The sequence below is a fragment of the Clostridium sp. Cult2 genome (genome assembly GCF_021655075.1).
In the GTDB taxonomy this organism is placed as follows: Bacteria; Bacillota; Clostridia; order Tissierellales; family Tepidimicrobiaceae; genus Schnuerera.
This window is the reverse complement of record NZ_PPXX01000028.1, coordinates 1-14,608: the sequence shown is the minus strand read 5'-3', so window position 1 is coordinate 14,608 and position 14,608 is coordinate 1. Positions and strand designations below refer to the sequence as shown.

Sequence of the window (14,608 nt, the reverse complement as noted above, 5' to 3'; positions counted from 1 at the left end):
TAAACTTATCATGTTTGTTTTAATATTACAGCATAAGTTTTTTAACCAATAAAGAAAAAAATCATTGACATGATAATATAAAATGTTATAATAATATAGTGAGATTTTTTATAAGCGGGAGTGGCGGAACTGGCAGACGCGCTAGACTTAGGATCTAGTGTCTTTGACGTGGGGGTTCAAGTCCTCTCTCCCGCACCATTATTCAACCAGTGGTTATACCATTGGTTTTTTTCATATCTATTAAATTATGATATAATACATATGGATTGGATAATAATATTTTATATGGTATAATTTTATGGTATAATATATTAGTTTTAAATGTAATAAATAATAAGTTTAGGGAGGATAATATAATGAATTCCGTCTTAGAAAAAAAAGAAAAAAATAAAGCATTTTTTAATATTGAAATTGATGAAAATGAATTTGAAAAAGCAATTCAGAAAGCATATTTAAAAAACAGAAATAGATTCACTATACCAGGTTTTCGTAGAGGTAAAGTACCTAGAAAGATAATTGAAATGAACTATGGTGAAGGTGTATTTTATGAAGAAGCATTGAATATCATTTTACCAGAAGCTTATGATGAAGCTGTAGAAAAATTAGGATTGGAACCAGTGGACACTCCAGATGTGGATATTGAACAATTAGAAAAAGGAAAACCTATTATAATAAAGGTAGAAGTGACTATTAAACCAGAAGTAAAGCTGGGAAATTATAAAAGTATAGAAGTTGAAAAAGTAGAGTATAATGTAACAGATGAAGACGTAGATAAGGAATTAAAGGCTGTTCAAGAAATGAATGGAAGGATTATTGATGTCGGAGATAGGGAAACTAAAGAAGGAGATATACTTACTATAGATTTTGAAGGCTATATAGATGGAGAACAATTCGAAGGAGGCAAAGCCGAAAATCAAGAACTAGAAATAGGTGCCAATAGATTTATCCCTGGATTTGAAGAACAGCTTATAGGTAAGAAAAAAGGTGAGGAAATAGAAGTTAAAGTGTCCTTCCCTGAAGATTATTTTGAGGAAAGTTTACGAGAAAAGGAAGCTATCTTTAAGGTTGCTATCCATGAAGTGAAAGAGAAAGAATTACCACTATTAGACGATGAATTTGCTAAAGATGTTAGTGAATTTGATACATTAGAAGAATATAAGCAAAGCATTAGAGAAAAGTTAGAAAAGGGAACAAAAGAAAAAGAAAAAGTTGAATTAGAAAATAGAATAATTGAAAAAGTTATTGAAGCTTCTGAAATAGATGTACCAAATGTAATGATAGAACATCAAGTAGAAAATGAAATTAATGAGTTTGACTATAGGTTGAAGCTTCAAGGTTTAGATATAAACCAATACCTAAGATTGACTAACACTGATTTAGAAGCTTTTAAGGAACAAATAACTCCAGTAGCAGAAAGAAGGATTAGAACAGACCTAGTTCTTGAAGCCATAGCAAAGGAAGAAAATTTACAAGTTTCAGAGGATGATATTGACAAGGAATTAGAAAAATTGGCTAAGGAATACAATCAGGAAGATATTGAAAAATTCAAAGACAATATGAAAAAAGGAGATTTGGAATACCTTAAGTCGGGTATAATGAGGGATAAGACTATAGAACTATTAATAAATAGTGCTAAATTTAATTAATTTTTAGGAGGGGTATATTATGGCATTAGTTCCTATTGTTGTTGAACAAACTAATAGAGGGGAAAGATCCTATGATATATATTCTAGACTACTAAAGGAAAGAATCATATTCCTTGGAGGGGAAGTAAACGATGTAACTGCTGACTTAATCGTTGCACAATTACTATTCTTAGAAGCTGAAAATCCAGACAAGGATATACAACTTTATATAAATAGTCCTGGTGGATCAGTTAGTGCAGGGTTTGCAATATATGATACTATGCAGTATATAAAACCTGATGTATCTACTATTTGTATAGGTAGAGCAGCTAGTATGGGTGCATTTTTGCTTACAGCAGGAGCAAAAGGTAAAAGATTTTCATTACCTAACTCTGACATTATGATACATCAACCTTTAGGAGGTACTCAAGGTCAAGCTGAAGATATTAGAATCCATGCTGAAAAGATAATTCAAACCAGAGAATTGATAAATAAAATATTAAGCGAAAGAACTGGGCAACCTTTAGAAAGAATTACTAAAGATACGGATAGAGATTTCTTTATGACCGCCTTAGAAGCTAAAGAATATGGTATAATAGATGAAGTAATACAATCAAGAAAATAAGATTAAGTGAGGTGTCATGATGGCAAAGTATGATGATAAACAGCTTCGTTGTTCTTTTTGTGGGAAACCCCAAGACCAAGTGCGAAGACTTATCGCTGGACCAAATGTGTTTATATGCGATGAGTGTATAGAACTTTGTCAAGAGATAATAGATGAAGAGTTTATTGAAAGTTTCGATTATCAAATACGAGAACTACCAAAGCCTGCAAAAATAAAAGAAACATTAGACGAATACGTGATTAAACAAGAAAGAGCAAAAAGAGCCTTGGCTGTTGCAGTATATAATCATTATAAAAGAATAAATAAGAAACCATCAAAAACTAATGATGTAGAATTACAAAAATCCAATATCGTTATGATTGGGCCAACTGGTTCTGGGAAAACTTTACTGGCTCAAACATTGGCTAAAATATTAAATGTACCTTTTGCAATAGCAGATGCAACTTCTCTAACAGAAGCTGGCTACGTTGGTGAAGATGTTGAAAATATTATTCTAAAGCTTATACAAGCTGCAGATTATGATATAGAAAGAGCTGAGAAGGGTATAGTATATATTGATGAAATAGACAAAATTGCACGAAAGACAGAAAATCCATCAATTACAAGAGATGTAAGTGGAGAAGGAGTACAACAAGCTCTTCTTAAAATTCTTGAAGGAACGGTAGCAAATGTTCCCCCTCAAGGAGGAAGAAAGCATCCACATCAGGAATTTATCCAGGTGGATACAACCAATATTTTATTCATAGTTGGTGGAGCCTTTGATGGTATAGATAAGATAATCCAAAACAGAGTAGGAACTAAATCTATGGGATTTGGTGCTGAAATAAAGAGTAAAGAAGACATTAGAATTGGAGAATTGCTAAGGCAAATACAACCAGAGGATCTATTAAGATACGGATTGATACCAGAATTCGTTGGAAGGCTACCTGTAATTGTCACATTAGAAGAGTTAGATGAGGAAGCACTTGTGAGGATATTAACAGAACCTAAAAATGCTCTTGTTAAGCAGTATAAAGAATTGTTTAGCATGGATAGTGTAGACTTAGAATTTGATGATGAGGCTTTGAAAGCCATTGCTCAAAAAGCCATTGATAGAAAAACAGGAGCGAGAGGGTTACGTAGTATAATTGAAGAAACCCTATTGGATATTATGTACGATATTCCTTCAAGAGAAGAAATAGAAAAATGTCTAATTACTAAAGAAACCATTGAATCCAATGGAGAACCAACTTTGGTGTTATCTGAAAGAAAGGCTAAAAATAGAGCTAAGAAAAAGGATAACAAGGAATCTGCATCGTAAATAAAAGGCTCACAGTTTAGTGAGCTTTTTTTGTCATCAGTTTCTATTTAAGATGATAAAAATATTAGAACAATAAAAAATTGATTATCTATAGATAAAAGGAGTGAGGTTATGTACAAGAACCCTTATGTTGTACAAAACAAAACAATACCCCTTATACCACTAAGAGGTATGTCTGTATTTCCTCACATGGTTATTCATTTTGATGTAGGAAGAGAAAAATCTGTTAATGCATTGGAAAAGGCTATGATAGATGATTCGTTGATTCTTTTATGTACTCAAAAGGATGCTAAAGTGGAAGCCCCGTCATTAGAAGAATTTTACCATATAGGAACTATTGCAAAAATAAAGCAAATGTTGAAATTGCCTGGTGGTAGTATTAGAGTTTTAGTTGAGGGAATAAATAGGGGAAGAATTGCTGAAATAATAGGAGAAGAGGATTACTTTGAAGTTATAGTAGAAGAATTTACCTATGATCCTGAAGACATTATTGTAGACAAAGAAACAGAAGCAGCTATGAGATTAGTAATCAATGACTTTGAAGAGTATTTGACTTTAAGCCGTAGAATATCACCTGATATATTGTTAACTGTTACTGATATTGAAGACCCGGGTAGATTGGCTGATGTTATTGCTTCTTATATAAATCTTAAGATTGAAGACCATCAAAAAATATTGGAAACATTTAATTTTTATGAACGTTTAGAGGAACTTCATAGGATATTACAAGAGGAAATTGAATTGTTGAGGATAGAAGAAAAGATCAATCAGAGGGTTAAAAAACAGATAACTAAAGTACAAAAAGAATACTATCTAAAAGAGCAGTTAAGGGCAATACAGAAGGAGTTGGGAGAAGAGGATGAATTAGATGACGAAATAGAAGAATACAAAACTAAGATTTCAAAGATAACCATGCCTAAAGAAGTTAAAGAAAAAGCATTAAAAGAAGTAGAAAGGTTAAACAGAATGTCTTCTCATTCAGCAGAAGCTGCAGTTATTAGAACTTATCTAGATTGGATAGTTGAATTACCTTGGGATAAGGAAACTAAAGATAAAGTTGATATCAAAAAAGCTCGAGATATTCTAAATAGAGATCATTACGGACTTACAGATGTAAAAGAAAGGATATTAGAATTTATTGCTATAAGAAAGTTAGCTACGAAAATGAAGGGCCCAATACTATGTTTAGTAGGTCCCCCAGGAGTAGGGAAAACATCTATTGCAAAATCTATAGCAGAAGCACTAAACAGAAACTTTGTTCGCATGTCTTTAGGTGGTGTGAGAGATGAAGCAGAGATGAGAGGTCATAGAAGAACCTATGTTGGAGCAATGCCTGGAAGAATTATCTCTTTAATAAGAAAATCAGGTACGAAGAACCCTGTTTTTCTATTTGATGAAATCGACAAGCTAAGTACTGGTTTTAGGGGTGATCCTTCTAGTGCATTACTGGAAATTTTAGATCCAGAACAGAATAATACCTTTACGGATCATTTTTTAGAACTACCTTTTGATTTATCAAAAGTCTTATTTATTACAACAGCAAATACCGTGAATTCTATACCAGCGCCTTTATTAGATAGGATGGAGGTAATTAGAATTAGTGGTTATACTGAAGAGGAAAAACTAAAGATTGCAACTAACCACCTCTTACCAAAACAGCTTAAAGAACATGGACTTAAAGAACAAAACTTAACTATATCTGAAAGAGCTATAAGAAATATTATAAATAACTATACTAGAGAGGCAGGAGTTAGAAATCTAGAAAGGAATATTGCAAACATATGTAGAAAAGCTGCAAAAAAAATTGTAGAATCCAATGTAGAAAGGGTAAGAGTGAATAAAGGAAATCTTCATAAATATTTAGGCATAGAAAAATACAGATATGATTTAGGAGAAAGGGAAAGCCAAGTAGGTGTTGCCACGGGGTTAGCTTGGACCGCTTTCGGTGGAGATACCCTTTCCATAGAAGTGAACTCAATGAAAGGTACGGGGAAACTTCAATTAACAGGGCAATTAGGTGATGTTATGAAGGAATCAGCTATGGCAGGTATCAGCTATATTAGGTCTAATTCCAGTAGCTTGGGAGTGGATAGTAATTTTTACAAAGAAATGGATATCCATGTCCATGTACCAGAAGGAGCAATTCCAAAGGATGGTCCCTCAGCTGGTATAACCATGGCAACTGCTGCAATTTCTGCTTTAACAAATAGGCCTGTTAATAACAATATTGCTATGACTGGCGAAATTACACTACGGGGACGGGTTTTGCCTGTGGGGGGTATTAAAGAAAAAGCTTTAGCAGCTAATAGAATTGGCATAAAGAAGGTTCTAATACCCCTTGAAAATAGCAAGGACTTGGAAGAAATACCTGAAAAGATTAGGAGGAAGATGAACTTTATACCAGTGAAAAACATGGAACAAGTTCTTGAATATGCATTATTAGAAGAGGATATTAATAATGAAGATAATTAAATGTCAATTAGAAAAGATTGCTGTTAATAAAAAACAATATCCTGATGAGAATTTATGTGAAATAGCCTTTGCTGGAAGATCTAATGTGGGGAAATCCTCCTTTATAAACTCCATGTTAAACAGGACAAATCTAGCAAGAACTAGTGGTAAACCTGGTAAAACCAGGACTATAAACTTTTATAATGTAAATGGAGAATTTAGATTTGTGGATCTGCCAGGATACGGATATGCTCAAGTTTCTAAAAAAGAAAAGGAAAAATGGGGACAGATAATTGAAGAATATTTAAATACAAGAAAAAATTTAGCAGAAGTAGTTTTGTTAGTAGATATAAGACATGAACCTACAGAACAAGATATATTGATGTATAATTGGATAAAAATCTTTAATTTCACAGGGATTGTTATAGCAACAAAGGCAGACAAAATATCTAGAGGAAAGTATCAATCAAATATTAAGATTATAAGGGATAAATTTAAAATAGAGGATTCTAGTTTAATAATTCCTTATTCTTCAACAAAAAAGACTAATATAGATAGAGTGTGGCATATCTTTGAAGAAGTGCTTGTGAGAAAGAAAGAGCAGCAATCTTAATAGATAGCTGCTCTAAACAATTATTCCTCCTTAACAAACATATCTTGTGTAGCACCACAAACTGGGCATACCCAGTCTTCTGGTAATTTTTCAAAAGGTGTGCCAGGTTCAACACCGTTATCTGGGTCACCTTCTGTTGGATCATAAACATAGCCACATGGTTCACAAACATATCTGTCCATTATGTATTCTCCTTTCAATATGTAATCAATGAGATATTACCCATTTATTTAATACTTTAAACTATATTTTAAATATTATAGAAGAAATTATACCAAAAAATTATAGAATTGTACAATAGATTAAAGAGCGTATTTATGGGTAAACTAATAATAGTTAATAGAATAACATATTACATTAGTAGATGGGCGTGATGGAAGTGTCTTTTATATATAAAGGGTCTGTGCGTAGTGACTTAAATGATACAAAAACCTTTATAAAAAAAGTATTAGATAAACTTGAAAACATTATTCATGACAAGGATATAATGTTTGATTTAAAATTGATATTAAATGAATTGATAATAAATAGCGTTATCCATGGCAATCAATGTAATGGGAATAAATATGTGGAACTTTTTTTAGAAATAGTTGGAGACACTATTAGAATCGAAGTAAGCGACGAAGGGGATGGAATAGACTTTGATATTGCTAACTATAATCCAACAGAACTTAAATGTTGTGGTAGAGGTCTGGTAATTGTTGATGGATTATCAGATAAGGTTTATATTGATAATAATAGGATAATAGCTGTTAAGTATATTGAATAGAATATCTGTATTGAAAATTAGGATTTATTATTTATTTATGGTAATTATGGCAGGGATAATCCCTGCCATCATAATTTACTATCATTTTAGTATAAACTATGTTAAAATTAAGTTTGGTAAATTATTAATCTAAATTATAAATGGGATGTGAAAAATGTTATGTCAATTACAAGAGATGATCTTAGAAATATAGCTATTATTGCTCATGTAGATCATGGAAAAACTACACTAGTAGATAGTATGTTAAAGAAAAGTGGAATATTTAGAAAAAATCAAATAGTTCAAGATAGAGTTATGGATTCTAATGAAATAGAAAGAGAACGGGGAATTACAATTTTATCAAAGAATACCGCTATCCATTATAAGGATATTAAGATAAACATTGTGGATACTCCAGGGCATGCAGATTTTGGGGGAGAAGTAGAACGAGTCCTTAAGATGGTGAATGGAGTTGTACTATTAGTAGATGCTTTTGAAGGCCCTATGCCTCAGACAAAATTTGTATTAAAGAAAGCTTTTGAATTAAATTTACCAGCAGTTGTATGTATTAATAAGATAGATAGGCCCGAGGCAAGACCTGAAGAAGTCATTGATGAAGTATTAGATTTATTCATAGAATTAGGAGCAGGAGAAGAATATTTAGATTCACCTTTTGTATTTACTTCTGCTAAAGAGGGTACTGCTAGTATAGATTTGAAGAAACAGAAGGATAATATGGATGACTTATTTGAGACCATAATAAAGTATATTCCCGCCCCAAAAGGGGATATAGAGCAACCATTACAAGTGTTAATCTCTACTATAGATTATAATGAATATGTAGGTAGGATTGGTATTGGTAAAATAGAAAGGGGCAAGGTAAGGGCAAATCAAGAAGCCCTAATAGTTAACAAAGAAAGAAAAGATGAAATAAAAAAGGTAAGGATTACAAATATATTTGAGTTTGAAGGATTAAATAGGATAGAAGTAGAAGAATCAATGGTAGGAAGTATAATTGCAGTCACAGGTGTGGAAGGGATTCATATAGGAGATACCATATGTGATGTAGAAAATCCAGAACCTTTACCTTTTGTTAAGATATCTGAACCTACTATTGCTATGACCTTTTCAGTAAACGATAGTCCTTTTGCAGGAAAAGAAGGAAAATATGTTACTTCAAGACAGATAAGAAATAGACTTTTTAAAGAACTTCAAACAGATGTTAGTCTTAGAGTAGAAGAAACAGAATCTACCGATGCTTTTAAAGTATCTGGCAGAGGTGAATTACATCTATCAGTCCTTATAGAAAACATGAGAAGAGAAGGTTATGAATTCCAGGTTTCAAAACCAGAGGTATTATATAAATATGAAGATGGGAAAAGATTAGAGCCTATGGAAATAGTAACAATTGATGTAATGGAATCATATATTGGAGCAGTAATAGAGAAATTAGGTAAGAGAAAAGGGGAATTAATAAGAATGACTGAAGCTAATGGAGGATATGCAAGATTAGTATTTTCCATTCCAGCTAGGGGATTAATTGGATATAGAGGCGAGTTTATGACAGATACTAAGGGTAATGGTATCCTTAATTCAATATTTGATGGATATGGATCCTATAAAGGGGATATACCAACAAGAAAAGAAGGGTCCCTAATTTCCTTTGAAACAGGGGAGGCTACTGCCTATGGATTATATTCAGCTCAGGATAGAGGAATCCTTTTTATAAACCCAGGAGAAAAAGTTTATGAGGGAATGGTTGTTGGTTCTAATCCTAAGGGAATGGATATTGAAATAAATGTATGTAGGAAAAAACATCAAAGTAATATTAGAGCTTCTGGTTCTGATGAAGCTTTAAGATTATCTCCACCTAGACAAATGTCCTTAGAGGAAACATTAGACTTTATTGAGGAAGATGAGCTTATTGAAATAACACCTACTAATTTTAGGGTAAGGAAAAAAATTCTTGATTCTAATAAAAGATATAAATCGAAAAAGAATAATTAGATTATTATAATTTTAAATAAAGGTGATTCTATGGAGTATATTGTAAATGGGTATATGTGGCTTTTAAAAAACATACTGTGGTTGAATATTTTATTTGCCATATTATTAGTGTTTTTTGAAAGAAGGAACCCTACAACTACTTGGTTATGGCTTATGGTATTAACTTTTTTACCTGGTATCGGATTTTTATTATATCTATTTATTGGTCAGGACATGAGTAAGAAAAAGATGTTTAAAATAAAAGAAGAAGAGGATAGAGGGATTAGAGATAGGATACTAAGACAAGGGCAAAAAATCCAAGAAGATGAATATAGGTTTTCAAATCCAAGATTTTTAGAATATGAAGATATAATAAAAATGCATATTTTAACAAGTGAGTCCTATTTTTCTCAGGATAATGATATTGAGCTTTATTTTTCAGGAGAAGAAAAATTTGAAGCTTTACTAGAGAGTATTAGGAAGGCAAAGAAGTATATATACTTGGAATATTATATAATGAAAAGTGATGGTATAGGCACCAGAGTAATAGATGAGTTGACAAAAAAAGCTAAAGAAGGTTTAGAGATAAAGGTACTATATGATGGAATGGGCGGAAGGAAATTAAATAGGAATTGTTTTGACGAATTGAAAAAAGCAGGGGGAGAAATAGCAGTTTTTTTCCCTCCCTTTGCCCCCTATATTACTCCTAGAATCAACTATAGAAATCATAGAAAGATATGTGTAATCGATGGAGAAGAAGCTTTTGTAGGTGGATTTAATATAGGAGATGAGTATTTAGGTCTTTCAAAGAAGTTTGGCTATTGGAGAGACACTCATATGAAAGTAAGGGGGACTGCAGTAGGGGGACTTCAGTGGAGGTTTTTCAAAGATTGGAGATTCGCAGCTAAAAAGGATAATGTTCAGTGTGATACAAGCTTAACTAAAAGAAATACCAAAGGAAACTCAGGAGTTCAGGTAGTAAGTAGTGGACCTGACTCCAAATGGGCTAGTGTTAAGGATGGATATTTTAAAATGATAAACAATGCCCGAGAAAGAGTTTATATCCAAACTCCATATTTTATTCCTGATGATAGTATATTTGAAGCTCTGAAAGTAGCTGGTCTTTCTGGAATAGATGTAAAGGTTATGATACCCTGTAAGCCAGATCATATATTTGTATACTGGGCAGGTCTTTCATATATAGGAGAACTTTTAGAAGCAGGAATTAAGTTTTATACCTATGAAAATGGATTTCTCCATAGTAAAACCTTTATAATGGATGATTTTGTAACATCTATTGGTACTGCAAATTTAGATATTAGAAGTTTTAAACTCAATTTTGAAGTAAATGCCTTTATTTATGATGAGGAAGTAAATAGAAAAATGGTAGAACAGTTTAATTTAGATTTAGATTATTGTAAAGAAATTACTATAGAAGAATATAGCAAAAGGTCTAATATAGTTAAATTAAAAGAATCCGTTTCAAGATTATTATCGCCAATATTGTAATATTAGGATAAAAAATTCCCGAGGGGAAACACTATCCTAAAGAGGTGGTAGACTTGAAAAAGGGAATATTGATAATTTGGATTATGGTTATCATAATCTTTTCTATATCATGTACCAATCAATCAGATAAAAAATCTAAGAATGTTAATCAAAAAGAGAGAGCTCCTGAAACTTTGACTAAGGTTGTAGAAGGGATAGGTAAATTAATTACTTCCGTAGATGAAATTGCTAAAACCAATGAGTTAACGGAAAAGGAATTTCAGGCCCAGAAATCGCAAAAAGGAGACCAGGGCAAGTCATCTGATGAAAACAAAAAGGAAAACCAACACAGTAAACAAGATGAAAGTCAAGAGAAAAGTCAACAAAAAACAGGAGAACAAGAAGATAATATAACTAAAGACGAAGAGATTTTCATGAAATGGAAGGAAGTTGACAAAAAAATAGAGGGAATCCATAAAGATTGGAATAGTTATGAAGTAGAAAGTATAAAAAAGGGAGCAAACCCTGAGCAAGGAAAGGAATTTAAAAAAAATTTAAATTCTTTGACAAAAGCTGTTGAAAACAGACAATTGACAGATATTACGGATGCAGGTAGCAAAACAATTAATTCTTTAGCCCCTTTTTTTGATTTATATAAAGATGAAATAAATGGAGATCTTTCTAGGATAAGTTATTCTATATATCAAGGATTTATAAAAGCTAAAGAGGGAGATTTTAAGATAGCTAACAAACTAATAAATGAAGCAGTAGAACATTCTGGAAGGATTAGACAAAAATTAGATAAGGATAAGGATAAAGACAAAATAAAGGACTTGGACAAATTATCTTTATCAATATCGGATATGAAGCTTGCATTAGATGAAAATAGTATAAAGTTGTTAGAAATTAAAAGAGATATAGCCCTTAAAAATATAAAAGCATTAAGGGAATAGTATAAACAAGGGGGACTATTAGATGAAACCGGAAGCAATAAAAGATTATTTCCTAATAAATGGTAAATTAGAGTCGACTAATAAGGTGGAAATATTTGAAAGAATAATAAAACCACCTATATATGAAGTAGTCAGAGTAATAGATAAGGTACCTTTGTTCTTAGAAGACCATTTAAAAAGGATGAGAGAGTCTGCTAGAATAGTGGACTACTATATTGAAAGAAAAGATGAGGAGATAGAAGGGGATATAAAAGAATTAATTAACAAAAATGGCATTGAAAATTTAAACGTTAAACTATTATCCACATGCATTGAAGGGATGGGACAGGTATTTTTAGCTTATTTTATTAAAAGTTTTTATCCACCAGAAGAATATTATAAAAAAGGGATCCATACTATATTATTCCACTATGAAAGGGAAAATCCTAATGCTAAGATTCAGATGGCGTCCTTTAGAGAAGAGGTAGTTAAGGAATTAGAGGAAAAAAATGCTTTTGAAGCCTTGTTGGTAAATAAAGGTGGATATATTCCAGAAGGTAGTAGGTCGAACATGTTTTTTGTGAAAGAAGATAAATTATATACTGCCCCAAGAGGGGATGTACTATTAGGCATTACAAGAAAATATATATTCCAAGTATGTGAAGAATTAAATGTAAAAATTGTTGAAGAAAATATACATATTGATGATTTGAAAAGATTAGATGGAGCCTTCATGTCGGGAACATCGGTAAATGTACTTCCCATCTCTACTGTTGATGGAATAAAATTGAATTCAGTAAATAATCAAATTATAAAAGAAGTGAATAATGCTTATGTGAGGAAGATGAAAGCATATATAGAGAGTAAAACCTTGTAATTATTAATTACAAGGTTTTTTTTATTTTCCTATTGACAATAGGAGAATATTAGTGTACTATGTAATTAATACACCAGTACATTAGAACTATGGAGGTGAAAAGATGAACTTTGATGATAATCTTCCTATATATATTCAAATTATGAATTTAATAAAGAGTAAGATGGTTTCAGGAGAAATCAGTGGAGGTGATAAATTGCCATCAGTAAGAGAATTTTCAAAAGAATTAAAGGTAAACCCCAATACAATTCAAAGAGCATATCAAGAATTGGAGAGAGAGGAATTAGTTTTTACACAAAGGGGAATGGGTACCTTTGTTATAGAAGATACAGAAATAATTAACAAGTTAAAAAAGAACATGGCTACGGAGGTAATCAATGAATTTTTAATGGAGATGAAAAAATTAGGATTTACTCCTAGTGAAATAATAGATATTGTATCTGAATGGATAGAGGAGGAGAGAGAATGAAAAATATTGTTGAAATAAAGGCACTCACTAAAAATTATTTCAATAAAAGAGCATTGGATGATTTAAATCTAAATATAGAAGAAGGTAAGGTAGTAGGCATATTAGGGCCAAATGGTAGTGGCAAGACCACTTTAATTAAAATATTAGCTGGTCTATTGAGACAGACCAAAGGAGAAGTCATTATAGATGGACATAGTGTAGGAGTATATACTAAATCCATAGTTTCTTATTTACCTGATAGAAACTTTCTATATAATTGGATGACTGTAGAAGAGGCTGGTGAGTTTTATAAAGATTTTTATTCTAATTTTGATGAAAAGAAATTTGAAGGACTATTGGATTTTATGAAATTAGAAAAATCTATGAAAATAACTTCTCTTTCAAAAGGGATGCACGAAAAATTAAATCTGTCATTAGTATTATCAAGAAATGCTAAACTATATATACTAGATGAACCTATTGCAGGTGTAGACCCAGTAGCAAGGGACAAAATCCTCGATGCAATAATAAACAATTACAATGAAAATAGCTCTATGTTAATAACCACCCATTTGGTGAGAGATATGGAAAATTTATTTGATAATGTAGTATTCTTAAAAGATGGTGAAATAGTACTTGAAGGAAATGCAGAAGCCTTAAGGGAAGAAAGAGGTAAGCAAATAGATGATATTTATAAAGAAGTATTTGGAGAATAGGAGGGAAAAATATGGGCAGATATATTAAATATGAGATAAAAGGATCCTATAAATTTATACTGGGAGTCCTAGCTTTAATATTAATACTTACAACAGGAATATACACCTATGTATCTAATACCCAAGAAGGTTCCGTTTTAGGAGCAACATTCACTGGGTTATCGGTCTTGGTTATATTCGGGACATTGTTAACAACATTTTTATATATAGTAAATTCCTTTAGAAAGGAATTATATGAAGATAGAGGATATTTAACCTTTACATTGCCTTTGACAGGAAATCAAATATTAGGCGCAAAACTTATCGTAGCCTTCCTGTGGTTTGTTCTTTTAGGAGTGGTTATAGCAATATATAACGGTATTATGGTATTAAGTTTTAGTCCAGTTAAAATCAAGATTTCTGAATTGTTTTCTATGTTAAAAAATATGAACATACCCTATAGAGAATTAGTGGTTTTTGGTTTAACAGCTATTATTGGTGGGGTTAGTACTCTAATACTGATATATTTCTCCATGGCTTTAAGTAGAGTTACATTTAGAAATAAAAAAATTGGCGGTTTTTGGTTTATAATATTCTTAGTACTAAGTGGAATAGTGACTTATGGACAGGTGAAAGTTATTCAATTATTACCATACTATCTAGACATAAGCACATTTAAAATAGCATCTTCCCATATGCTAAGGTATGGTTTTAATATTAACATTAACAATGGTGGCCTTATAATGAATGGGGATTTAGGAGGTACTATACTAAATATTGCAGGATTTATATATAGTATAGTAATAGGAGTTTTGATGTT

Annotated in this window: 14 protein-coding genes and 1 tRNA gene; 14 read left to right on the top strand and 1 reads right to left on the bottom strand. The window is 31.6% G+C overall.

All coding sequences use genetic code 11. From position 1 onward, the window contains the following. Positions 1 to 114 precede the first annotated feature (114 nt). The 6 genes from C3E90_RS03260 to yihA all read left to right on the top strand — a co-directional run bounded on the left by C3E90_RS03260 (position 115) and on the right by yihA (position 6,614). Positions 115 to 198 (top strand) — tRNA-Leu (locus C3E90_RS03260). Positions 199 to 356: 158 nt separating this feature from the next. Then, complete coding sequence (gene tig, locus C3E90_RS03255; RefSeq protein ID WP_236914169.1) at positions 357 to 1,646, top strand: trigger factor; 1,290 nt, start codon at positions 357 to 359, stop codon at positions 1,644 to 1,646. Between the two features lie 19 nt (positions 1,647 to 1,665). Continuing rightward, entirely contained in the window at positions 1,666 to 2,250 is a 585-nt protein-coding gene (gene clpP, locus C3E90_RS03250; protein WP_236914168.1) for an ATP-dependent Clp endopeptidase proteolytic subunit ClpP, read from the top strand. Between the two features lie 19 nt (positions 2,251 to 2,269). Further along, positions 2,270 to 3,550 (top strand): ATP-dependent Clp protease ATP-binding subunit ClpX, encoded by a 1,281-nt coding sequence (gene clpX, locus C3E90_RS03245; protein ID WP_236914167.1) that lies wholly within the window; start codon positions 2,270 to 2,272, stop codon positions 3,548 to 3,550. A 111-nt stretch (positions 3,551 to 3,661) separates the two neighbouring features. Continuing rightward, positions 3,662 to 6,022 (top strand): endopeptidase La, encoded by a 2,361-nt coding sequence (gene lon, locus C3E90_RS03240; RefSeq protein WP_236914166.1) that lies wholly within the window; start codon positions 3,662 to 3,664, stop codon positions 6,020 to 6,022. Further along, on the top strand, positions 6,009 to 6,614 hold the full coding sequence (yihA, locus tag C3E90_RS03235; RefSeq protein WP_236914165.1) for a ribosome biogenesis GTP-binding protein YihA/YsxC: 606 nt from the start codon (positions 6,009 to 6,011) through the stop codon (positions 6,612 to 6,614). The genes lon and yihA overlap by 14 nt, the downstream gene beginning before the upstream one ends. 20 nt (positions 6,615 to 6,634) lie before the next feature. On the opposite strand, the gene rd is transcribed toward yihA, so the two are convergent. Continuing rightward, positions 6,635 to 6,796, bottom strand: coding sequence for a rubredoxin (gene rd, locus C3E90_RS03230; protein WP_236914164.1), 162 nt, complete (start codon positions 6,794 to 6,796; stop codon positions 6,635 to 6,637). Between the two features lie 197 nt (positions 6,797 to 6,993). On the opposite strand from rd, the gene C3E90_RS03225 reads away from it, so the two are divergent. The 8 genes from C3E90_RS03225 to C3E90_RS03190 all read left to right on the top strand — a co-directional run. After that, positions 6,994 to 7,383, top strand: a complete 390-nt coding sequence (locus C3E90_RS03225) for an ATP-binding protein (RefSeq protein WP_236914163.1) — start codon at positions 6,994 to 6,996, stop codon at positions 7,381 to 7,383. A gap of 159 nt (positions 7,384 to 7,542) precedes the next feature. After that, positions 7,543 to 9,369, top strand: coding sequence for a translational GTPase TypA (typA, locus tag C3E90_RS03220; RefSeq protein ID WP_236914161.1), 1,827 nt, complete (start codon positions 7,543 to 7,545; stop codon positions 9,367 to 9,369). Positions 9,370 to 9,399: 30 nt separating this feature from the next. Beyond that, positions 9,400 to 10,857 (top strand): cardiolipin synthase, encoded by a 1,458-nt coding sequence (gene cls, locus C3E90_RS03215; protein WP_236914159.1) that lies wholly within the window; start codon positions 9,400 to 9,402, stop codon positions 10,855 to 10,857. A gap of 53 nt (positions 10,858 to 10,910) precedes the next feature. After that, positions 10,911 to 11,789 (top strand): hypothetical protein, encoded by an 879-nt coding sequence (locus C3E90_RS03210; protein ID WP_236914157.1) that lies wholly within the window; start codon positions 10,911 to 10,913, stop codon positions 11,787 to 11,789. 22 nt (positions 11,790 to 11,811) lie between these two features. After that, positions 11,812 to 12,645: an aminotransferase class IV gene (locus C3E90_RS03205; RefSeq protein WP_236914154.1), complete on the top strand. Its 834-nt coding sequence runs from the start codon at positions 11,812 to 11,814 to the stop codon at positions 12,643 to 12,645. A gap of 103 nt (positions 12,646 to 12,748) precedes the next feature. Continuing rightward, positions 12,749 to 13,114 (top strand): GntR family transcriptional regulator, encoded by a 366-nt coding sequence (locus C3E90_RS03200; protein ID WP_236914153.1) that lies wholly within the window; start codon positions 12,749 to 12,751, stop codon positions 13,112 to 13,114. Next, a complete protein-coding gene (locus tag C3E90_RS03195) occupies positions 13,111 to 13,809 on the top strand; it encodes an ABC transporter ATP-binding protein (RefSeq protein ID WP_236914151.1) in 699 nt (232 codons plus the stop codon). The genes C3E90_RS03200 and C3E90_RS03195 overlap by 4 nt, the downstream gene beginning before the upstream one ends. Before the next feature lie 11 nt (positions 13,810 to 13,820). Further along, positions 13,821 to 14,608: hypothetical protein (locus tag C3E90_RS03190; RefSeq protein WP_236914149.1), on the top strand; the 788-nt coding region annotated here is incomplete at its 3' end.